Raw genomic sequence first — 20727 nt, 5'->3', positions numbered from 1 at the left:
GGCACGCCGGGAATCTGCCGCAGGTCAGGGATCTGCAGCCTCTGACGGAACCTCCCGTGGCAGGAGCCTTCGCCCCTCGATCCGGCGGCGTCTTTCCTCCCTCGGCGTGCTGGGTCTGGCCAGTGTGATGGTGGCCCCGACAGGCCTGAAGGCCTCGGTGCCCCAGGGGGTGGCGCCCCATTCCCCCTGGCGGGGTGCCGCGGCCGTGAGCGCCGCTCCCCAGGCTGGCCCCGCGTCCTCGGCCCCTCTGCCCCTCACGGTCACGGAGGTTTACAACGATCTTTACGTCCTCGGCCCCGGGGATGGTCTGCAACTCACCTTCACCGACCCTTCCGCCTCCGCCATCGGCGGCCCGGTCGTCATCCTTCCCGACGGCACCTCGACCCTGTCGCTGCTGGGATCGGTGCAGCTCACCGGCCTGACCATCGGTCAGGCCACCCGCTGGCTCACCTCCCTCTACGCCAAGCAACTGGTGCGGCCCGAGCTGATTCTCAGCCTCACCTCGCCCCGCCCCGTCAAGGTGACGATCATCGGCGAGGTGGGCCGTCCTGGCCTCTACCCCCTGGCCTCCTATTCCACCCCGGTCTCCGCGATCCAGACCGCCGGCGGCGTCACCCTGAACGCGGACATCCGCAAGGTGCTGCTGCGGCGTCTGGCCGGGCCCGACGGCAGCCAGAAGCAGACCGTTCTGGACCTGGCCCAGGTCTTCCAGGTCGGCAACCAGCGGCAGAACCCGATCCTGTTCGACGGCGACACGATCGTGGTCGCCCGCACGGAGGATCTGATCCCCGAGGAAATCCTCCAGATCGGAGCCACCAACCTGGCCCCGGCCACCATCAACGTCTCGGTGATCGGCGAGGTCCGCAGCCCCGGCAACCTCAGCCTTCCCGCCAACACCCCCCTGGCCGAGGCCATCTTCCGGGCCGGTGGTGCGGAAAACTGGCGGGCCAACAAGAACGACATCGAGCTCGTCCGACTCAACCGGAACGGCACCACCACCCGGGAGGTCTATAGCTACAGGGATGGGATCGGCGTCTCCAAGGGTCTGAATCCCCCGCTCCGGGACAGGGACACGATCATCGTCAACCGCACCTTCTACGCCGAGGCCCTCGACGTCATCAATCAGGTCATCGTTCCCCTCAGTCAGGCCGCCAGCTCCTATTATTTCTTCCGAGATACATTCAACGGCAACAGAAACAACAACAACTTCCGCTGACAACCGCTTCTCGAGCCCTCCCATGTACCGCGAACCCACCATCAGCCCCAAAGCCATCGCCTGGGCCCTGCTGAGCCAGTCCATCTGGCTGCCGCTGCTGGCCATCGATGCCCACGACCGCTGGCAGTCGCGGGTCAAGGACATGACCATCCCCCAGCCGGCTGATCCGAAGGGGACGGACGAAGCGATCGCCTCAGCGCCGGAGGCAGCGCCTGCCACCCCAGCGCCCGACACCTCCTCGCCCCTCGACGATCTGGGCACCACCACCGGCCATGTGCTGAGTTCGGCCTCCGAAAGGATCGGTTCGCTGCTGGATGCCCCCCTCGCACGCAGCCTCGATCTCAGCGGTCCCTCCAACGTGTCGCAGGCCCGGCCCGATCCCGGTCGCCGTCCCGCGGTCGCCCGCCGGAGCACCGCCCCGGTCCAGTTGGCCAAGGCCCCGTCCCGCCCGGCGTCCTTCCGCATTGATGGGCCTCCCCTCGGCACCACCGGCCTCGGCAGCGCCCAGACCCTGCTGCAGCGCAACTTCTCGAATTCCGAGCTCCTCGGTGGGGTGCTCACCATCCAGGACCTGGGCCTGCCCGCCATGCCCACCGTGGCCCGGGCGGAGCGGGCCCGCTGGGCCAGCAGCGGCGATCCGATGGCTCCCATTCCCCAGAACCTGAGGGAACCGATGCGCCAGGCGATCCGCACCCTTCCTGCCCCCACGCCCACCAAGACGGCCAAGCTCCAGCAGGCCCGGGTCATCCATGTGCCCTCGACCCGGGTCAGCAAGCCCACCCAGGTGCCCCTTGCGATCCAGGCGGACGGCAGCGTCGATGTGCTGAGCCAGCCGGATGATCCGGCGGTGATCGAGGACATCAAGGAGTGGTCCAGCCGCCAGCCGGCCCAGGCCCCCGGCACCGTCACCCCCACGGTCGTGAACCTGCAGCCGCTCCCGGCTGAGGACAGGGCCACCCCCGCCCCTGTGCGGGTCTCGCCGGTGGCCAGCAGCGCCCCGATCGCCCCGCCGCCGCCGCCGGCCGCTGCCACGGTGGCCCCTGCGGCGGAAGCTGCCGCCCCCACCCCGGCCCCGGCCGGTCCAGCCGGCGCCGCGGTGGCCCAGTGAAGCGCATCCGGCTCCACCCCGGCGGCACCCCCCTGGTGGGTCTTGCCTGCCTGGCCCTGGCTGCCGATCCGGGTCGGGCCCAGTCCCTGCCGGCGCCACCGGCTCCCTGGGTCCCCATCGCCCCGGAGCCCGCGGCGGCCGGCTGGGAACCCGTCACCGACGCGGCCACCCTTCCTGCCGACTACCTCCCGCCTCCGGCCAACCGGAATCCCGCCGAGTTGGCGATCGTGCCGCGCCAGGGCAAACCGATCGAGAACGTGGGCATCTACGGCATCGGTGGTGGCGTCAATTTCGGCAGTGACCTGCCCACCAGCGGGGTGTTCACCGGTCGGATCGGGTACAAACTCAATGAAACCCTGGCGGTCTCCCTGCGTCCCAGTGTGATCTTCGGCAACCGTGATGTGCTGGGCCGCTACAACGGCCAGACCTCCTTCCAGTTGCCCCTCACCCTGGATCTGTTCCGTCGCTCCGTGGTCTCCCCCTACCTGGGGGGCGGCATCGCCACCAACACCTATTCCACCGGCCAGACGAACGCCATGCTCACCGGCGGCGTCGATCTGAACATCACCCAGAACGTGACCCTCGGGTTCAACGTCAACTACGTCTTCCTGCCCGATGGCGTCACTTTCGACGCCCTTCAGGCCATGACGCTGCTCTACCTGAAGTTCTGAGGCCCAGGCCAGCATGTTGGTTGGGCTCGTGACTCAGTCGGCCACCGCTTCGATGGCGGCCGCGATCGCCTGACGCTGCTCGGCGTCGTACCCCCAGCGGTCGAGGAAGGTCCTGTCCTCCGCCACCGCCGTCTCGGCTCCAGCGTCCGCGGCTGCGGCCGCCAGCAGGGTCTCCAGGCGCTGCTTCACGGCCACGGGCTCCAGCTGGCGCAGCAGCTCGGTGCTGCGCCACTGCACCCGCTCCGAGCCGGCCTGGTGCTCCAGGTCCCCCGATCGCCGGTGGTGCAGCACCATCGCCGTGCTCATGGCCAGATTGCGCGCGGTGAGATCCACCACCCCCGGACCCGCCTGACGCAGGGCGGCAACCAGGGGTTCCGGCAGCCGGTCGAGCAGGGGCGCCTCACCGGTGAGGCCGACCACAAAAAAACCACGGGCCCCGTCCCTGCTCGCCACCAGCTCCCCCACCCGATCGGCCAGCACCTCGTCGCTGAGTTCCCCGGCTTCCCAGAGGCCGATCCACTGGGCTGCAATCTCCATGGCCTGGGGGAAGCTCGGCGCCAGCGGGGTCCCGTTCAGGGGAGTTTCGGTCAGCGGGGCGTCATCGGTCATGGCGGCGGACGGGCGGCGGGGCCCACGGACTGGCAGTGTTGAGGCTATGGACCCGAGCGCCCCGACCGCCAGCCCCGGCGATGCCCAGCCCGATGGGGGCAGCCCTGAAGCGCCTGTCTTCCGTTCCGGCTTCGTGGCCCTGATCGGCCGGCCGAACGTGGGCAAATCCACCCTGCTCAATCAGCTGGTGGGCCAGAAGGTGGCGATCACCTCCCCCGTGGCCCAGACCACCCGCAACCGGCTGCGGGCCATCCTGACCACCCCCGCCGCCCAGCTGATCCTGCTGGACACCCCGGGGATCCACAAACCCCACCATCTGCTGGGGGAACGCCTCGTCCAGAGCGCCCGGGGTGCCATCGGCGAGGTGGATGTGGTCCTGCTGCTGGTGGATGCCAGCCAGCCGGCCGGCCGGGGGGATGGGTTCATCGTCGACCTGCTGCGCCACAGCCGCGTGCCGGTGCATGTGGCCCTCAACAAGAGCGACCGGGTGGGCGCCGACGCCGAGGATCTGGCCACCACCTACCGGGAGCTGCTGGCGGATGGTGGCGATCGCCCCGTGACCTGGCCCCTGCACCCCTGCAGCGCCCTCAACGGTGACGGCTGTCAGGCCCTGGTGGAGGCCCTGGCGGCCGACCTGCCGCCGGGTCCCCTGCTCTACCCGGCCGACACGGTGAGCGACCAGCCGGAGCAGCTGCTGCTGGCGGAACTGATCCGGGAGCAGGTGCTGACCCTCACCCGGGAAGAGGTGCCCCACTCGGTGGCGGTGCGGATCGAGCGGATCGTGGAGGAGGAGGCGAAGGGCAAGGTGCGCACGGCCGTGCTCGCCACCGTGCTGGTGGAGCGCAGCAGCCAGAAGGGCATCCTGATCGGCAAGGGGGGCCAGATGCTCAAGGCGATCGGCCAGGGGGCGCGGCTGCAGATGCAGAAGGTGTTCGACGGTCCGGTGTACCTCGAGCTGTTCGTCAAGGTGGTGCCCAACTGGCGCAGCCATCCGGGCCGGCTGGCCGAGCTGGGCTACCGGGGCGACTGAGGCCGCCGGCGCTCCGCAGCCCCCACACCACACCCCTCCAGCGGGGGGTTTGCGAGGATCCCAACCGGGGCCCACCGGCCCCGATCTCCCGCCGCCCCCGCCGTGACCAGCGCGACCGAGCCGCCCGCCGCCCCCTTCCCTCCCGAGACAATCGCGGCGTTCCTGGCCTTCTGCGCCGGCGACTGGCTCTCCCTGCGCAGCTGCTTCAGCCTCGACGAGGCGGCAGAGGCGGCCCGCGAGGCCGAGGCGGACGAGGCCAGCTGGCACAGCTCCGAGCGGGGCGAACTGACGGTCACCTACCTGGCCCCTGAGCAGGGCGGCGAGCCGGGAGGGCTGGAGATCACCCCACCGGGCGGTGGCCGCCACCGGCTGCTGTTCCGCCCCGACGGCGGCTTCCAGGGCAGCGCCCCCGACGGGGCCGCCAGCACGGGGCACTGGCAGCTGTGGCCGGATGGGAGCCTGGAGCTGACCAGCGAACGGGCCGGGGCGTCGGTGCGGGAGCGGATCTGGTTCACCAAGGCCAACCTGCGCCTGCGCAGCAGCGTGGAGCACCACCCCGACGGCCGCCCGGGCCGGGCCAGCTTCAGCTCCGAGATCCGGCGGGTCAGCCGACCCGCCGGCTGAGCTCCCCATGCGCTTCGACGTGGTGAGCCTGGTGCCGGACGCCTTCACGCCCCTGCTGGGGCTGGGGGTGATCGGCCGTGCCTTCGCCGCCGGCATCGCCGAGGTCCACACCCACAACCCCCGCGACCACGCCACGGATCGCTACCGCAAGGTGGACGACGTGCCCTACGGCGGCGGTGCCGGCATGGTGCTCAAGCCCGAGCCGGTCTACGCCGCCTTCGAGGCGATCCCGGTGCTGCCGCGCCGCCGCGTGCTGCTGATGAGCCCCCAGGGCCAGCCGCTGCACCAGCGCGACCTGCGCCGCTGGGCCACGGAGCACGACCAGCTGGTGCTGCTCTGCGGCCACTACGAGGGCTTCGATGAGCGCATCCGCCCCCTGGCGGACGAGGAGGTGTCCCTGGGCGATTTCGTGCTCACCGGCGGCGAACTGCCGGCCCTGGTGGTGATCAGCGGCGTGGTGCGGCTGCTGCCCGGCACCGTGGGCTCGCCGGACTGCCTCGAAGCCGAGAGCCACAGCAGCCTGCTGCTGGAGCACCCCCATTACACCCGGCCCGCGGAGTTCCGCGGCATGGCGGTGCCGGAGGTCCTGCGCAGCGGCGACCACGGCGCCATCGCCCGCTGGCGCCAGGAGCAGCAGGTGGCCCGCACCCGCGAGCGCCGCGCCGACCTGCTGGCCCAGTGGCAGGCGGAGCAGGAGGCCTGAGGCGCGCCCCCCGAAGCGCGCCCCCCGAAGCACGCCATCACCCCGCACCGGCGACACTGGATCCGCCCCCACCGCCCCCCATGCAGCTGCGCATCGGCAACGGCTACGACATCCACCGGCTCGTCGCCGGCCGTCCCCTGATCCTGGGCGGCGTGCGCCTGGAGCACCCCGACGGCCTGGGGCTGGACGGCCACAGCGACGCCGATGTGCTCGTGCACGCCCTGATGGACGCCCTGCTGGGGGCCCTCAGCCTGGGGGACATCGGCACCCACTTTCCGCCGGAGGACGAGCGGTGGCGTGGCGCCGACAGCCTGGTGCTGCTGGAACAGGTGGTGGCGCTGGTGTCAGAGCGGGGCTGGCAGGTGCTGAACGTCGACACGGTGGTGGTGGCGGAGCGGCCCCGGCTCAAGCCCCACATCGCCGCCATGCGGGAAGCGATCGCCGGCCGCATGGGCCTGGCCCCCGAGCAGGTGGGGGTCAAGGCGACCACCAACGAGGGGCTCGGGCCCACGGGCCGCCAGGAGGGCATCGCCTGTCATGCGGTGGCGCTGCTGCAGCGGCCGTGATCCGTCGACCGAACCGCTGGCTGGCTACCTTGCTGGCCGCGTTCTTCCTGCTCACGCTCGTGCTGGTCGGCCTCCCCGCCACGGCCCAGGCCGCCACGCCGGCCGCCCTCGCCCAGCCCCAGGGGCCGGTGGTGGAGCACCTGAGGGTGAAGGTGCCCGCCGACGCCCGGGGGGCCTGGCTGCAGGCGGAGGAGGAGAGCTGGGGACCCTGGCTCCGCCGCCAGGACGGCTTCCTGGGCCGGGACCTGCTCTGGGACGCCGAACGGGAGGAGGGACTGCTGCTGATCCGCTGGCGCAGCCGCCGTCAGTGGCTGGCCATCCCGGCCAGCGAGATCGATGCGGTGCAGGTCCGCTTCGAGGCCGCGGCCCGCCGGGCCCTGAGCCGTGATCCTGAGGCCCGGGGGCTGGCCGCGGCCGCCAACCCCTTTCCCCTGGTCCACGCCGGCGAACTGGAGTGGGTGGCTCTGACGCCGCCGGTGGAGGAGCAGGGGCGTTGAGCGAGGACGCCCGGCTCGACCTGGGCCGCCGCGGGCGGCTCGGCATGGTGGAGGCGGTCTGGGGCGAGCACAAGAGCGTCGAGCAGATCGCCGCCGTGATGCTGGAGATGCGCCGGGCCGGGGAGCTGGCCCTGGTGACCCGCGTGTCGGTGGAGAAGGCCGCGGCGGTGGAGCGGCGGCTCCAGGAGCGCTTGGACGCCCTTGGGGCCCTCGGGGACGGGGAAGCCCCCGTCCACCATCCCCTGGCCCGCTGCCTCACCTGGCCCGCCCCGCCGCCGCCGGATCCCGCCCTCGGGCGGGTGGCGGTGCTCGGCGGCGGCAGCAGCGACCTCACGGTGGCGGCCGAGGCGCGACTGGCCCTGGCCTGCCATGGGGTGGCCAGCGACCTGGTGCTCGATGTCGGCGTGGCAGGACTGCACCGGCTCCTGGGGCAGCTGGAGGGGCTGCGCCAGGCCCGGGTGCTGATCGCCTGCGCCGGGATGGAGGGAGCCCTGCCCACCGTGCTGGCCGGCCTGCTGCCCCAGCCGGTGATCGGGGTGCCGGTGGCGGTGGGCTATGGGGTGAGCGCCGGCGGCCAGGCGGCCCTGATGGGCATGCTGGCCAGCTGCGCCCCCGGGCTCACCGTGGTGAACATCGACAACGGCTACGGGGCCGCCATGGCGGCCCTGCGGATCCTGCAGCTGGACCGGGCCGGCTGATCAGCCGCCGGGACGCAGGGGCCCCGCCGGAGGGGCCTCCAGCTCCAGCACGGTCTGGAGCCAGAGGGCCAGGGGGCGCGGCAGACGGCCCTGCTCGTAACGCTCGATGGCCTCCAGCAGCACCGGGGAGTTGATCCAACTGATCCGATGGGGAGGCATCGGCGCCTGCGGCTTCTGACGCGCAGTGTGGGGGACGGCAGGCCGGCCTGCAAGGCCGCGGATTCAGAGATGCTGCAGGTTGGGGTAGGCCGTGATCACCTGCTCGGTGGTGAGCACTTCACCGGCCCCTTCCGGCTGCCAGATGACCTCGATGGCCAGCAGATCGTCCGCGCCGACCGCACCGAGCTTCTGGAGCGAATCGCGCAGGTCGTCGGCGGTGCCGGCCCCCTTGATCGCCAGGTTGCGGCGGCTGGCCACCAGCAGGGTGACGACGATGAAATCGCTGGCCGCGTCGCTGGCCCCGGGGGCCACGGGGGCGGGCTCACTGAAGCGGCGTCCGGCCACGTTGGCGGTGAGTTCGCGCTCCAGCTTGCTGCGCTCCTGCATGGAGAGCCGGTTGAAGGTGGATTCGGCGCTGGCGAAGGGCACCTGGCCCACCTCGCCGTTGGCATACACCCAGAGATCGGGATGGCGCAGCAGGGACAGGCTGGTTTCCTGCAGCACCCGCTGCAGGCCGCTGCTGCTGGAGGTGTCCGACGAACCGGCCAGCCGCCGCAGATCGTCCTGGAGGTCGCGGGCGGAGGCCAGCAGGCCCACCTGGACCTGGGCGATCGAGACCGGACCGTCCGGGCGCGGCCTGTAGGCCAGCTCGGAACCGGAACCCGCCAGGGCGGGCCCGCCGCCGCCGCCGCGCAGGGCGTTGACCACCACGCCGGCCACGGCCATCAGGATCAGGAAACCGAACAGGCCGCCGCCGCCGAAACCGAAGATCGGCACGATGAAGGGGAAGCCGATGCCGCCGCCCCGGTAGCCGCCGCCGCCGAAGCTGCCGCCCCCGTAGCCACCGCCGCCGCCGTAGCTGCGGGGCATGGAGGGCGCCGAACGGAAGCTGCCACCCCCGATGCGACCGCCGCTGGCGGCCTGGGCCGGCGGCGGGGAGGCGATCACCAGGCCGGCCACCAGCACGGGCACGACCATCAGACCGGCCAGGCGCCGGAACAAGCGGGAACCCATGGGGTACGACGTTGCGATGGCAGGAATCTAGGAACCGCCCCCCACGATGGTGACCACTTCCAGCACATCGGATTCCACCACAGCCTGGGCGGGCCAGCGATCCCTGGGCAGGATCTCACCGTTGAACTCCACCACCACCAGACGCGGCTGGTAGCCGAGCGCCACGAGCACGGCATCGAGGCACAGACCCGCCGGGCAGCGGCGCGCTTCCCCGTTGACCCGCAGCAGCAGATCTCCCGTCATGCCACTCGTCATGCCTCAGCCTCCAGCCCCGCCAGCAGGGCGGCGACCGCCGCGGCGGGGTCCTCGGCGGCCGTGATGGCCCGCACCACCGCCACCCGATCCGCCCCGGCACGGCGCACGGCGGCCAGGCTGCCCGGATCGATGCCGCCGATGGCGAAGAAGGGCAGGGGGCATTCCGCCGCCGCCTGGGTCACGTAGGCCAGCCCCACCGGCTCGCGGCCGGGCTTGGTGGGCGTGGCGTTGACGGGCCCCACCCCCACGTAGTCGCAGCCATCGGCGACCGCCTGGCGCAGGTCCTCGAGCCGGTGGGTGCTGCGGCCGATCAGCCGGTCGGGCCCCAGCAGGCGACGGGCCACCGAGGGCGGCAGGTCGCCCTGGCCGAGGTGGACGCCATCGGCCCCCACCGCCAGGGCCAGGTCGATGCGGTCGTTGACCAGGAACAGGGCGCCATGGCGGTGGCAGAGCTGGCGCAGGGCGTTCGCCTGCTCGAAGCGGTGCCGGTCATCCAGGGGGGCGTCGGGTTTGGCGCGGTACTGCACCAGCCGCACCCCCGCCGCCAGGGCGGCGGCCACCACGGCCTCCAGGCCGTCCACCGGGCTGGTGACCAGGTACAGATGGCAGCGGCGCAGCAGGGCCCGGCGCCCGTCACCGTCAAGGCCAGCCTGAAGCAGGTCCACCTCCACGTCGTAGAGGGCGTAGCGGATCGACGCCGCCTCGGCCGCCAGCTCCGGGTCCTTGAGCCGGCCGAACTCCTCCAGCACCCGCAGGGCCTCCTGCACCCGCCCGGCGTTGGCGGCCAGCACACTGGCGCCGTCCTGCCGTTCGGCCTGGGCCGGATGGGCCAGGCCCGTGGCCGGGTCGCTGGCGGTGTGCCGGGCCAGCTTGTAGGACGTCCGATGCAGCCGACCCAGGCGCTGGCGCAGGTCCTTGGTGCGGGCCACCAGGTCGGGACGGTCGAGGGCGAAACGGGCCCAGTCCTCCAGCACCCGCAGCCCCTCCCGGGCCCGATCGAGGTTGGCATCAAGCAGCCGCTCGATGGCGGCACGCTCGCTGGCAGCACGCTCACGGCCGGACACCGGCGGCGACGGGACTGGGGGCTGGGGCGTCACCGGACCGGGGCGGGTGAGGCCTCCAGGGTATGGGAGGGCTTCTTCCGGCGGTCGGAGCTGATGTCCTGCCCCTAGGTCGAGGCCTCCCCAGGGGGTCCGAGTGTCCGGCAGAGTTCGCCGGCCCGATCGGCATCCAGCTGGATCTGACGGCTGAGGTCCTCGAGGCTGGCGAACGCCTGCTGGCGCCGCAGCAGCCGCAGGGGCTGCACGGTCAGATGGGCCCCCACCAGCTCCAGCCGGCGCTCCAGCAGGTGCACCTCCACCGCCGAAGGGGCCAGGGGATCGACAGTGGGCTGGGGACCCAGGTTCATTACCGCCGCCATCGGCCCCTCACCACCCTCCCCCTCCCGCCAGGCCAGGGCCGCATAGACCCCTTCCAGCGGCAGGAACTTGCGGCCGTCCACCGCCAGATTGGCGGTGGGCCAGCCCAGCTGGCGCCCCAGGCCCCGACCGCTCACCACCTGGCCGCTGAAGCGGTAGGGACGCTCCAGCAGCCGCGCCGCCTCGTCGATGTCGCCGGCCGCCAGGGCCCGCCGGATGCGGCTGCTGCTCACCCGCTCGGCCCCATCCCAAAGCATCGGCACCACCTGCACGTCGATGCCGAAGCTGGCGCCGATGCGGGCCAGGTCGTCCACGTCCCCGCGGCGATCGACCCCGAAGCGGAAGTTGGTGCCCACCGCGATCCTGCGGGCCTGGAGCCGTTCGGCCAGCACCTGGCGCACGAAGGGCTCCGGGGTCAGCGCCGCCAGCTCGCGGGTGAAGGGCACCAGCACCAGCTGCTCGATGCCGAGGGGTTCGAGCAGTTCCAGCTTCTCCTCCGGGAGATCGAGCCGCAGCCGCGTCTCGCCATGGAGCACCTCGCGGGGATGGGGCCAGAAGCTGACCACCGTGGGCACAGCCCGCTCCTGGCCGGCGGGCATGGGCGCGGTGACGGCGGCGATCACGCGGCGGTGACCCCGATGCAGGCCATCGAAGCTGCCCAGGGCGACGGCGGTGGGGCGCAGGGCGCTGGAGGGGTCGTGAAGCGGGATCAACGGCCTCGGCCCTCGCCGGCTGGATCCTCCCATGCCAAGTTTGGGATCATCGCTCCCGTCTCCATGGCCGACCAGCTGGACCTGCAGCGCATGGCCAACGCCCTACGCCGCACGGGCTGGGTGCGCTTCTGGATCCAGCTGGCCCTCGGGGTGGTGGTGGTGGTGGTGCTGCTGTTCAACAACATCGGCGGCCGCCTGGCGGCCAACTCCTCCCGCGCCCTGGGGCTGGGCCCCGGCCTTTCCCTCACCACTCTCTCGTTCCTGGTTCTGCTCTGGAGTCTTTGGCAATCCTGGCTGGTGGTGCGCTGCGGCCGTGCCCTGGCCAGCCCGGTGCGTCCCAGCCGGGGGGAAACCTCCCGCCTGGTGAAGCGGGGCCTGGTGGCCGATGTGGCCGGGCTGACCCTGGCCTCCGTGGGTTACCAGGCCCTGGCCGGCAGCCTGTTCGTGCAGGCCTCCCAGCAGGTGCCCGGCTTCCTCGGGGCCCAGCTGCCGGCGACGGCGGGCAGCGGCGGCCGGGTGGTGGGGCTGCCGATCACCTCGATCGAGATGCTCTCGGTGCTCAGCAACACCCAGGTGCTGTTCGCCCACGTGCTCGCCCTGATCATCAGTCTCTGGCTGCTGCAACGGATCTACCGCAGGAGCTGATCCCGGCGACCCAGCGCCTCCACGGACGGCAGCGACGCCACCGGACCGCGCCAGAACAGCTCGGGCTGCAGGGGCGTCAGGGACGGTCCGCCCTGCTGCACCCAGGCCACATCGGTGGGCCATTCGGCCGGACCGGCGCCGGTGCCCTCGAGATCGTCGACCACTTCTCCGGCCAGCCAGTAGTAGGTGCGGCCACGGGGATCGGTGCGTTTCTCGAACTGATCGATATAGCGCCGCACGGCCGTGCGGCACCAGCGCAGCGGGGCGAGGTCTGCGGCGGGCCGGGGCGGGACGTTGAGATTGAGCAGCAGCCCCTCGGGCCAGCTGGTGGCCAGCATCCCCTCGGCCACATCGATGGCCAGGGCCGCCGCCGCCTCGAAGCGACGCCAGTGGAAATCGGCGCTGCTCACCGCCAGGGCCGGCAGGCCCTCGATCGTGCCCTCCATCGCCGCCGACACGGTGCCGGAATAGAGCACGTCGGTGCCGAGGTTGGGGCCGTGGTTGATGCCGGAGAGCACCAGATCCGGTGGCTGCTCCAGCAGCCGGAACAGGGCCAGCTTGACGCAGTCGGAGGGGGTGCCGCTGCAGGCCCAGGCGGTGACGCCCGCCGCGAAGAGTTCGTCGGCCCGCTCCGCCCGCAGTGGGGTCTGGAGGGTGAGTCCGTGGCCGGTGGCAGAGCGCTCCCGGTCCGGGCAGACCACGGTGACGGTGTGGCCGCGACCGACGGCCTCGGCCGCCAGGGCCTGGATGCCGTCGGCGAACACCCCGTCGTCGTTGCTGATCAGGATCCGGAGCGGTGCCATCGGCCTCGACCGCGTGGACTGCCGGCAAGCTAGACGCTGCTGCCTACAGTCGCTTCCTCCCCCCGATCCGTGCCGTGAGCACCACCGTCAGCCTGCAGCAGCTCACCGACCAGCTGGAGCGCCTGGAGGCGGAGGCCGCCGCCGCCATCGCCGCCGCCGGAGACGCCACGGCCCTTGAGGAGCTGCGGGTGGGCCTGCTGGGCAAGAAGGGACGGCTCTCCGGGGTGCTCGGTGCCATGGGCCGCCTCCCCGGTGAGGAGCGCCCCCTGGTGGGCCAGCGGGCCAACCTCCTCAAGGAGCAGGTGCAGCAGCTGCTGGGCGCCAGGCTTGAGGCCGTCCGCAGTGCCGCCATGGCGGAGCGGCTGGAACGGGAGCGGATCGATGTGACGGCGGGCTGCAGCTACGTGCCGCCGGGCCACCGCCATCCGCTGCAGAGCACGATCGAGGAGATCGTCGACATCTTCGCCGGCCTCGGCTACCGGGTTTCCGAAGGGCCCGAGATCGAAACCGACCACTACAACTTCACCGCCCTCAACATCCCCGAGCACCACCCGGCCCGGGACATGCAGGACACCTTCTACCTGGGGGGTGACCGGCTGCTGCGCACCCACACCTCCCCCGTGCAGATCCGCCACCTCGAAGCCAACCCCCCGCCGGTGCGGGTGATCGCCCCCGGCCGGGTCTACCGGCGCGATGCGGTGGATGCCACCCATTCGCCGGTGTTCCACCAGGTGGAGGTGCTCGCCCTCGACGAGGGGCTGGATTTCAGCCACCTGCGCGGCACGGTCACCACCTTCCTGCAGCAGTTCTTCGGTGATCTGCCGGTGCGGTTCCGGGCCAGCTATTTCCCCTTCACCGAGCCCTCCGCCGAGGTGGACGTGCAGTGGCGGGGCCGCTGGCTGGAGGTGATGGGCTGCGGCATGGTGGATCCGGCGGTGCTGGAAGGCCTGGGCATCGATCCGGAGCGCTGGAGCGGCTTCGCCGCCGGTCTGGGTGTGGAGCGGTTCTGCATGGTGCGCCACGGCATTGACGACATCCGCCGGCTGTTCAACAGCGATCTGCGCTTCCTGGAGCAGTTCTGATCAGCGATCTCTGAGATCGGCCCCGCACCGTGGTCGATCGCCCCCTCCTGATTCAGCCTGCTCAGATCGGTGAACTCCTGGGCAGGTCTGCGGCGAGCTGCTGGCCCATTCGATAGAAGCGGTGATTCAGACGCCTGGCCGGGCCGTTGATGAGATAGGCCAGAAGAATGGCATCATCGGTGAACCACCGCTGGTCGTAGCGGACATGGCTGCGATTGCGCATCAGGAAGTCCTTGTTCCCCATGGCGATGTGCGATCTCGTGTTGGCGATGTCCAGGCTGGGGAGGGGGGCTTCCTCAACCATCGCCAGCAGCGCGTTGACCTGGCCAAGCGTATCGAGACAGAGATGTTCGTAGAGGTTGATGCGATGGGGGATGGAAGGATCGGTGGCCAGAACGTTCAACCAGGTGCTATTGGCATGGCTCCAGTAGTTCATCGAACGGAAAGCAGAAAGCAGCCCCTTGCGGCCACTCTTGCGCTTCATCGAAGCCGTGAAGCTGCGCACATCCTTTGCCACAAGGATGAGACCGAATCGATCCTGGCTGGCAGCTTCGCTCCGCAGGGCACTGCGCAGGGCGCCCAGGGCTTCCACGGACTTGGAAGAGTCCGTCACCAGCACATCGTCACCAAGGTGGCGTCGAATGAAACTGATCAGCTGGGCATATTTCTCGACCAGGGGAAGGTCTGAATTCAGGCCATTGAGATGGGTGAGCTGTCCCCAGAAGGAACAATCCTCCCAGTCACTGCCACAGGAACAGCGACGCACGTCGTCATGATCTCCCCAGGCACGGAGATAGGCCTGCATGTGGGAGGGAGAGAAGAAGGAAGCGATCTCTCCCAGGCTGAGGCTACGGGAATGACTGCTCAGCAACTGCTCGGTGAGGGTGGTCCCGCTGTGCTCGAGACCACCGATGTAAAGAAGCTTCACCGGCAGCAGCCGACGGGACGAAGTGCCCGGATGTTAACGCTGTCGCTTTGCCTCAAACCATCCGGGCACTGGCGACTCGGCCTGCAGGCCCTGTTCTGCGACGACGGCCAGGGAGGCCGAAAGGCCATCTCCCCAACCTGGTTTCCGCCGTCCCCTGCAGCCGTGGCTGCCGTACCGCCTCCTCCTAGAGTCTCGCTGCCATTCAGCCTGCGATCGGTGCCCCGGGTCGGACTGATCGTCAATGACGGCAAGGATCTGGCGATCAGCACCGCCGACCTGATCGAGAACCGGCTGACCGCCGCCGGGCTGGAGGTCGCACGGGTGAGCAGCTCCGGTGGCGTGGTGGGTTTCGCCAATCCCGACCAGCACCTGCGCTCAAGGGGCTACGCCGCCTGCGTGCCCGCCAGCTTCGATGAGGAGATGGCCCTGGCCCTGGTGCTGGGGGGGGACGGCACGGTGCTCTCCGCCGCCCGCCAGACCGCCCCGATCGGCGTGCCGATCCTGACGATCAACACCGGCCACCTCGGCTTTCTGGCCGAGGCCTACCTCAAGGACCTGGACCAGGCCCTGGCCCAGGTGGTGGCCGGGGAATGGACCGTGGAGGAGCGCTCCATGATGGTGGTGAGCGTGATGCGGGGCGAGCAGCGGCGCTGGGAGGTGCTCTGTCTCAACGAGATGGCCCTGCACCGGGAGCCGCTCACCAGCATGTGCCACTTCGAGATCGCCATCGGCCGCCACGCCCCCGTGGACATCGCCGCCGACGGGGTCATCCTCTCCTCCCCCACCGGCTCCACCGCCTACGCCCTCAGCGCCGGAGGGCCGGTGATCACCCCCGACTGTCCGGTGCTGCAGCTGACACCGATCGCCGCCCATTCCCTCGCCTCCCGGGCCCTGGTCTTCAGCGACCAGGAGCCGGTGACCGTGTTCCCCGCCACCCCCGAGCGGCTGATGATGGTGGTCGATGGCAGCGCCGGCTGTTACGTCTGGCCCGAGGACCGGGTGCTGGTGCGCCGCAGCGAGCATCCGGTGCGCTTCGTGCGGCTGGCCGACCACGAGTTCTTCCAGGTGCTGCGCAACAAGCTGGGCTGGGGCCTGCCCCACGTGGCCAAGCCCTCCAGCAGCCACGCCGACGCCCCCCTGTGACCACGCCACCGCCGACCACGTCCTCACCACCGACCGTGGTGCTGCTGGTGGGTCCGGAGGCCGCCGACCTCGCGCCGCGGCTGGAGGTCTCCGGTTACAGGCCGCAGCTGCAGGAGTCCGGGGAGGACCTGCCGGCGGCGGTGGTCCTGTCGCCCGGCAGCGAAGCGCGGATCCCGGAGCTGCGCCGCCGGTTGGGGGCCCGCCCGCTGCTGCTCGGCATCACCAGCGACAGCGTCGAGAGCCGCAGCCATTGCCTGGAGTGGGGCGCGGATGATTTCTGGCTGCCCAGCCTGGGCACGAGCGACCTGCTCACCCGGCTGCGGCTGCACCTGGGCTTCGCCCGGCGCCAGGCCCCCATGCCGGTGTCCACGCTGCTGAAGGTGGCGGATCTGCGCATCGATCCGGTGGCCTGCCAGGGGTGGCGCGGTCAGCGCCAGCTCAGCCTGACGGCCCGGGAATACCAGCTGCTGCTGCTGCTGCTGCGCCACAAAGGCACAGTGGTGAGCCGGGAGCAGATCCTCGAGGAGATCTGGGCTGATCAGGGCGGGGGTGCCAGCAACGTGATCGAGGTCTACGTGCGCTATCTGCGCCAGAAACTGGAGCAGGACGGGGAACCGCGGCTGATCCACACCGTGCGGGGGCGGGGCTACTGCCTCGGTGACGGGCGACCCCCCGTGGGGCCCGTGCCATGAGCCGTTCCCTGCTCCGGAGCCTGACCATCGTCGGCGTCGTCGGGCTGATCGGCTGCGGGCCGGGCCTGAGTCAGAGCCCGCCCCAGTTCCTGCCCATCACCGCCCAGTGGTGCCTGGAAGGGCCGCCGCCGGCGCGCTGCATCCAGCTGGAGGTGCCCCGGGGCGAGCGCCAGTACGCCATGGGGCTGCAGATGCGCCCGCCCCTGCCCCACCTGCGGGGCATGTGGTTCCCCTACGACCCTCCGGCGGTGGCCCGGTTCTGGATGCACCGCACGCCCGAACCCCTGGACATGCTGTTCATCCGCAACGGTCGTGTGGCCGCCCTGGAGACGGATGTGCCCCCCTGCATGAACCTGCCCTGCCGCAGCTACGGCCCCGACACGCCGATGGACGGGGTGCTGGAACTGGCCGCCGGCCAGGCCGCCGTGCTCGGCATCAGTGTGGGAACGCCGGTGCGAATCACCCCGCTGCCGGGCGCGACCCCTTCAGCACCAGCACGGGATTGAGGGGCGCCAGGCGGGTGCCCTCCGCCAGGGGGGCGCCGCGCCAGGCCTGGATCTGGCTGACCGTCACCCCCAGGCCGGCCTGCTCCAGCTGGGGCCTGAGCTCGGCCAGGGCTTCGACCGTGGCGAGGGGCAGAACCACCACCCCGCCGGGCCGCAGCCGGCCCAGCACCACCTCCAGCACCGCGCGCCGGTCCCGGCCGCCGCCGCCGATCAGCACCCGGTCGGGATCGGGCAGGGGGCCCAGGGCGGCCGGGGCCTCCCCTTCCAGCACCGCCGCGGGACGCACCCCCAGCCGGTCCGCATTGGCGCCGATCAGGGCGGCGGCACCGGGCCGGCGCTCCACGGCCCACAGCTCCAGGGCGGGGCGCAGGCGCAGCGCCTCCAGCCCCACCGACCCCACCCCGGCGCCGATGTCCCAGAGCACCCCGATCTCGGGCAGCTCCAGATCGGCCAGCAGCTGGATGCGCACCTCCCGTTTGGTCATCAGCCCCGGCTGATCGGGGTGCTGCAGCCAGAGTCCGTCGGCCAGACCGAACAGGGGCAGGGCCCCCGGGGGAGGCACGGCGGGCTGGACAGCGATCAACAGCACCAGGTGCAGGGGATCGAGATCGGGCGGCAGGGGGTCGGCGGGCGCCAGCCGCTGCAGCCGCTCCGACGGATGGCCCAGGCGCTCCCCCAGCCAGAGCTCGTAGGCCGCCTCCAGTCCCGACGCCCGCAGGATTCGGCGCACCTCGGCGGCTCCTCCCCGGGCCGGATCGGTGAGCACCGCCAGGGCGGTGGGCCGCTGCTGCAACCGGGCCGCCAGCGGCTCGGGTTCGCGACCGTGGAGGCTGATCCAGGAGGCGTCCTGCCAGGGCCGCCCCAGGCGGGCGAAGGCGAGCTGCAGGGAGGTGGGGGCCGGATGGAAGCGGAGGCGTTCGGCGGGAAGGTGCTGCAGCAGCAGACGGCCGATGCCGAACCAGAGGGGGTCGCCGCTGGCGAGCAGCACCACCCGCTGGCCGGTGGTGAGGGCCCGCTCCAGCCGCGGCAGCAGGTCGGCGGGCCGGTCGCTGGCCAGCAGCTCCGGTGCGGGGGCCTCACCACACCAGGCCTCGAGGTCCGCCAGGAGACGCCGGGGGGCCGCCACCAGATCGGCCTGCCGGATCCGGTCCTGCCAGTGGCGGGAGAGACCCGCCAGGCCGGCGGCATCGGTGCCCAGCACCTCCAGCAGCGAACCCTCCTGCAGCGAACCCTCCAGCCGTGCCCCTGCGCCACTTCTGGCCATGATGCTCCCGGACGTGCCGGCCCACCCCCCTGCCCATGAGCGATCGACGCCAGCGGATCCACAGCCTGGTGATCGCCCTGCTGGCCCACCAGAGTGATCTCGAGCTGCTCGATGACGACCGCTCAGGCCCGGGCGGCCATCCACTCGGGGGCGGTGGGGACGCCGGAAACTGGCTGGAGCGCAACCGGCGGGTGGTGCAGCGCTACCAGTCCCTGGTGCGCAGTGCCGTGACCCTTGATGCCCTGATCGAGCAGGAGCTGGGCAGCGATCAGCTCGGTGGCGGCGCCCCGTCCGCCTGACCCTCGAGGAAGGCCATCAGGCGGGGATAGAGCAACAGGGCACCCGCGTTGGTGAGGTGGGTCTCGTCGCTGTAGAGGGGCGTCCCGGCCCGGACGCTGGAGCAGACGGCCTGCGTCGGCGGGCAGATGCTGTCGAAGGGGTTGAACAGGCGCGTGCCGGCCAGGTCGCGGATGGTGCGCTCCTGCAGGCGCTGGGCCGGAGCGATCGCGGCCAGCTCCTGCCGGCGCGGCCGCAGCACCGGCTGGCACTGGGAACCGAGGGACCAGGCGGGACGGAACCATTCCGTCTGGCAGAGGGTGAGCGGACCGCCGATCTTCAGCTGGGGGAAGGTGGGCAGGGGGCCGAACACCACCACGTCCGCCCCACGGCGACGCACCTCGGCATCGAAACGCCGCAGCGCGGCGGCATAGGAGGCCTCGGCCTTCAAGCGGGTCTCCCCCTGGATTCCCTCCAGGTGGCCGGCCAGATTCGACACCAGCAGGACCCGATCTCCAGGCCGCAGGCGGGCCAGTACCCGGCGCTCCTCGTTGTCGGCGAAGGGGCGACAGCGGCGGTAGCGGGCCTGCTCCGGGGCGCCATCCGCCCAGCGGGGGAAGAAGGGCACCGGGCAGCCGCCCCGGGCCATGAAGAACACGTTGAAGCGGCCGCTGGCCAGCAGCTTCTCCCCGAGGGGAATCAGCACGTGGGTGTGGCTGTCCCCCAGGAAGAAGAGGGTGGGAAGGTCCTTCCCCTTCGGCCCCAGGGCCAGGCAGGGGTCGGGCCCATCACCCCTGACTACCGGATCGGTGGGCTCCTGGAAGCAGTGGACCGTGTCGACGGTCGTGCCGCCGATGCGCTTCATGTTGGCCGTGGTGCCGACGGCGTGGCGGCGCTCACCGACAAACATCCGGCCCAGCAGCGGCCCCTGCAGGCCCGCATTGAAGACGGCGACCAGCACGGTCGTGGCCGGATAGAGAAGGCCGGGGATGGCGGGGTGGCCGTAGCGGAACAGGCACTCCAGCCGGTAGGAGAGGGCCGTGCACAGGGTGATCAGCACCAGCACCGGCGCCAGGGTGACGGCGTTGAACCCCACCGTCCAGCGGGCCAGCACGATCACCGGCCAGTGCCAGAGATAGAGCGAGTAGGAGACCATGCCGATGGCCAGGCAGGCCGGATGGCACAGCCAGCGGCCGATGCCCCTGGCGGGCTGGAGCAGCAGCAGCAGCAGCGCCGTCAGCGCCGTGATCCCAACGGTGGTGCCCAGGCTCCAGGCCTCCGGCAGCAGCAGCAGGCCCAGCAACGCCACCAGGGCCAGCAGGGCCAGGGGCTGGCGCCAGCGGGGCAGGGCCAGCTTCTGGCCCAGGTCGCGGGCGCTGCCGCTGCCGCGATGCAGCAGGTACGCCCCGCAACCCGCCGTCAGCTCCCAGAACCGGGCGGTGGTGAGAAAGAAGGCCCTTTCGGCGTTGCCGCCCAGGCTGAGGCCCACATAGAGGGCCAGGGACAGGGCCAGCAGCAGCAGGCTGGCCAGCTTGAGCCGCCGCAGGGCGCCGCTGCCGGCCCCGGCCACCCCCAGACCGCAGAGCAGCAGAACCGCCGGCCAGACCAGATAGAACTGCTCCTCCACCCCCAGCGACCAGGTGTGCATGAAGGCGTTGAAGTGGTTGTCGGTGGCGAAGTAGTTCGAGCCCTGCCGGAGCAGGTAGAGATTGGAGACCCCGAACAGGGCGGCCAGGCCGGTCCGCATCACCGGCGCGAAGAAATCATCGAGCGGCGAGACCAGCATCGAGAACAGGGCCGAGACGACCGCGATGTTCACCACCAGCGCCGGCATCAGGCGTCGGATCCGGCGGCCGTAGAAGCGGCGCAGGAACTGCCAGCGGCTGCCATCCCGCCGCGCCAGCAGCGACGAGGTGACCACATAGCCCGAGATCACGAAGAAGATGTCGACGCCGAGGAAGCCACCCGGCAGCCTGCGGGGATCGAGGTGATTGATCAGTACCGCAATGACGGCCACGGCCCGCAGGCCGTCGATCTCGGGCCGATAGGCCCTGGAGCGCTGCGGCGGCAGGATGCCCGTGCCGAAAAGCCGCACCAGAGAATTCAC

Annotated in this window: 25 protein-coding genes; 15 read left to right on the top strand and 10 right to left on the bottom strand. The window is 71.4% G+C overall.

What is annotated here, in order from left to right:
* The 3 genes from KUG38_RS02595 to KUG38_RS02585 form a co-directional block, all read left to right on the top strand.
* Positions 1-1216: SLBB domain-containing protein (locus KUG38_RS02595; RefSeq protein ID WP_216918898.1), on the top strand; the 1216-nt coding region annotated here is incomplete at its 5' end.
* Positions 1217-1238: 22 nt separating this feature from the next.
* Entirely contained in the window at positions 1239-2324 is a 1086-nt protein-coding gene (locus tag KUG38_RS02590) for a hypothetical protein (protein WP_216918897.1), read from the top strand.
* A complete protein-coding gene (locus KUG38_RS02585; RefSeq protein WP_216918896.1) occupies positions 2321-2995 on the top strand; it encodes a porin family protein in 675 nt (224 codons plus the stop codon). Before KUG38_RS02590 ends, KUG38_RS02585 begins: the two co-directional genes overlap by 4 nt.
* 33 nt (positions 2996-3028) lie before the next feature.
* Here KUG38_RS02585 and KUG38_RS02580 read toward each other — a convergent pair whose 3' ends face one another.
* The gene (locus KUG38_RS02580; RefSeq protein ID WP_216918895.1) at positions 3029-3604 is read right to left on the bottom strand and encodes a sll1618 family protein; all 576 of its coding nucleotides are present in this window, start codon (positions 3602-3604) and stop codon (positions 3029-3031) included.
* Positions 3605-3650: 46 nt separating this feature from the next.
* On the opposite strand from KUG38_RS02580, the gene era reads away from it, so the two are divergent.
* The 6 genes from era (at position 3651) to larB (ending at position 7722) form a co-directional block, all read left to right on the top strand.
* Entirely contained in the window at positions 3651-4634 is a 984-nt protein-coding gene (gene era / locus KUG38_RS02575; protein WP_286195549.1) for a GTPase Era, read from the top strand.
* 102 nt (positions 4635-4736) lie between these two features.
* On the top strand, positions 4737-5258 hold the full coding sequence (locus KUG38_RS02570) for a phycobiliprotein lyase (RefSeq protein WP_216918894.1): 522 nt from the start codon (positions 4737-4739) through the stop codon (positions 5256-5258).
* 7 nt (positions 5259-5265) lie between these two features.
* Entirely contained in the window at positions 5266-5961 is a 696-nt protein-coding gene (trmD, locus tag KUG38_RS02565; RefSeq protein ID WP_216918893.1) for a tRNA (guanosine(37)-N1)-methyltransferase TrmD, read from the top strand.
* An 80-nt stretch (positions 5962-6041) separates the two neighbouring features.
* Positions 6042-6527, top strand: coding sequence for a 2-C-methyl-D-erythritol 2,4-cyclodiphosphate synthase (gene ispF / locus KUG38_RS02560; RefSeq protein ID WP_216918892.1), 486 nt, complete (start codon positions 6042-6044; stop codon positions 6525-6527).
* A 29-nt stretch (positions 6528-6556) separates the two neighbouring features.
* A complete protein-coding gene (locus tag KUG38_RS02555; protein WP_216918891.1) occupies positions 6557-7024 on the top strand; it encodes a TIGR03792 family protein in 468 nt (155 codons plus the stop codon).
* Positions 7021-7722: a nickel pincer cofactor biosynthesis protein LarB gene (gene larB, locus KUG38_RS02550; RefSeq protein WP_216918890.1), complete on the top strand. Its 702-nt coding sequence runs from the start codon at positions 7021-7023 to the stop codon at positions 7720-7722. The genes KUG38_RS02555 and larB overlap by 4 nt, the downstream gene beginning before the upstream one ends.
* Here larB and KUG38_RS02545 read toward each other — a convergent pair whose 3' ends face one another.
* The 5 genes from KUG38_RS02545 to KUG38_RS02525 form a co-directional block, all read right to left on the bottom strand.
* Positions 7723-7881, bottom strand: coding sequence for a hypothetical protein (locus KUG38_RS02545; RefSeq protein WP_094585460.1), 159 nt, complete (start codon positions 7879-7881; stop codon positions 7723-7725).
* Positions 7882-7944: 63 nt separating this feature from the next.
* Positions 7945-8895 (bottom strand): DUF1517 domain-containing protein, encoded by a 951-nt coding sequence (locus tag KUG38_RS02540; RefSeq protein ID WP_216912981.1) that lies wholly within the window; start codon positions 8893-8895, stop codon positions 7945-7947.
* Positions 8896-8922: 27 nt separating this feature from the next.
* A complete protein-coding gene (thiS, locus tag KUG38_RS02535) occupies positions 8923-9150 on the bottom strand; it encodes a sulfur carrier protein ThiS (protein ID WP_286195548.1) in 228 nt (75 codons plus the stop codon).
* On the bottom strand, positions 9147-10214 hold the full coding sequence (locus KUG38_RS02530; RefSeq protein ID WP_216918914.1) for a thiamine phosphate synthase: 1068 nt from the start codon (positions 10212-10214) through the stop codon (positions 9147-9149). The genes thiS and KUG38_RS02530 overlap by 4 nt, the downstream gene beginning before the upstream one ends.
* A 104-nt stretch (positions 10215-10318) precedes the next feature.
* Positions 10319-11281, bottom strand: coding sequence for a bifunctional riboflavin kinase/FAD synthetase (locus KUG38_RS02525; RefSeq protein WP_216918889.1), 963 nt, complete (start codon positions 11279-11281; stop codon positions 10319-10321).
* Positions 11282-11344: 63 nt separating this feature from the next.
* On the opposite strand from KUG38_RS02525, the gene KUG38_RS02520 reads away from it, so the two are divergent.
* Complete coding sequence (locus tag KUG38_RS02520; RefSeq protein WP_216918888.1) at positions 11345-11926, top strand: DUF3611 family protein; 582 nt, start codon at positions 11345-11347, stop codon at positions 11924-11926.
* On the opposite strand, the gene surE is transcribed toward KUG38_RS02520, so the two are convergent.
* On the bottom strand, positions 11911-12729 hold the full coding sequence (gene surE, locus KUG38_RS02515) for a 5'/3'-nucleotidase SurE (protein WP_216918887.1): 819 nt from the start codon (positions 12727-12729) through the stop codon (positions 11911-11913). The genes KUG38_RS02520 and surE overlap by 16 nt on opposite strands.
* A gap of 74 nt (positions 12730-12803) precedes the next feature.
* Here surE and pheS point away from each other — a divergent pair, with 74 nt between their 5' ends.
* A complete protein-coding gene (gene pheS / locus KUG38_RS02510) occupies positions 12804-13811 on the top strand; it encodes a phenylalanine--tRNA ligase subunit alpha (RefSeq protein WP_190611052.1) in 1008 nt (335 codons plus the stop codon).
* Positions 13812-13872: 61 nt separating this feature from the next.
* Here pheS and KUG38_RS02505 read toward each other — a convergent pair whose 3' ends face one another.
* Positions 13873-14739: a sulfotransferase gene (locus KUG38_RS02505; protein ID WP_216918886.1), complete on the bottom strand. Its 867-nt coding sequence runs from the start codon at positions 14737-14739 to the stop codon at positions 13873-13875.
* Positions 14740-14955: 216 nt separating this feature from the next.
* On the opposite strand from KUG38_RS02505, the gene KUG38_RS02500 reads away from it, so the two are divergent.
* The 3 genes from KUG38_RS02500 to KUG38_RS02490 are packed head-to-tail and all read left to right on the top strand — an operon-like array spanning position 14956 to position 17080.
* Positions 14956-15882 carry an NAD(+) kinase gene (locus KUG38_RS02500; RefSeq protein ID WP_216918885.1) on the top strand — a complete coding sequence of 309 codons (927 nt, stop codon included), beginning with the start codon at positions 14956-14958 and terminating at the stop codon, positions 15880-15882.
* Positions 15879-16574 carry a winged helix-turn-helix transcriptional regulator gene (locus tag KUG38_RS02495; protein ID WP_216918884.1) on the top strand — a complete coding sequence of 232 codons (696 nt, stop codon included), beginning with the start codon at positions 15879-15881 and terminating at the stop codon, positions 16572-16574. Before KUG38_RS02500 ends, KUG38_RS02495 begins: the two co-directional genes overlap by 4 nt.
* Positions 16571-17080: a DUF192 domain-containing protein gene (locus KUG38_RS02490; RefSeq protein WP_216918883.1), complete on the top strand. Its 510-nt coding sequence runs from the start codon at positions 16571-16573 to the stop codon at positions 17078-17080. The genes KUG38_RS02495 and KUG38_RS02490 overlap by 4 nt, the downstream gene beginning before the upstream one ends.
* Here the strand turns inward: KUG38_RS02490 and cbiE are convergent.
* Positions 17034-18344 (bottom strand): precorrin-6y C5,15-methyltransferase (decarboxylating) subunit CbiE, encoded by a 1311-nt coding sequence (gene cbiE, locus KUG38_RS02485; RefSeq protein ID WP_286195546.1) that lies wholly within the window; start codon positions 18342-18344, stop codon positions 17034-17036. The two genes, KUG38_RS02490 and cbiE, sit on opposite strands and share 47 nt — an antisense overlap.
* A gap of 35 nt (positions 18345-18379) precedes the next feature.
* Here cbiE and KUG38_RS02480 point away from each other — a divergent pair, with 35 nt between their 5' ends.
* The gene (locus KUG38_RS02480) at positions 18380-18643 is read left to right on the top strand and encodes a DUF8678 family protein (RefSeq protein ID WP_216918882.1); all 264 of its coding nucleotides are present in this window, start codon (positions 18380-18382) and stop codon (positions 18641-18643) included.
* On the opposite strand, the gene KUG38_RS02475 is transcribed toward KUG38_RS02480, so the two are convergent.
* On the bottom strand, positions 18613-20727 hold the full coding sequence (locus KUG38_RS02475) for an acyltransferase family protein (protein WP_216918881.1): 2115 nt from the start codon (positions 20725-20727) through the stop codon (positions 18613-18615). The genes KUG38_RS02480 and KUG38_RS02475 overlap by 31 nt on opposite strands.

Origin of the sequence: Synechococcus sp. CCAP 1479/9, assembly GCF_019038535.1 — a bacterium.
GTDB lineage: Bacteria > Cyanobacteriota > Cyanobacteriia > PCC-6307 > Cyanobiaceae > Cyanobium.
This window is presented reverse-complemented; position numbering and strand designations above follow the sequence as displayed.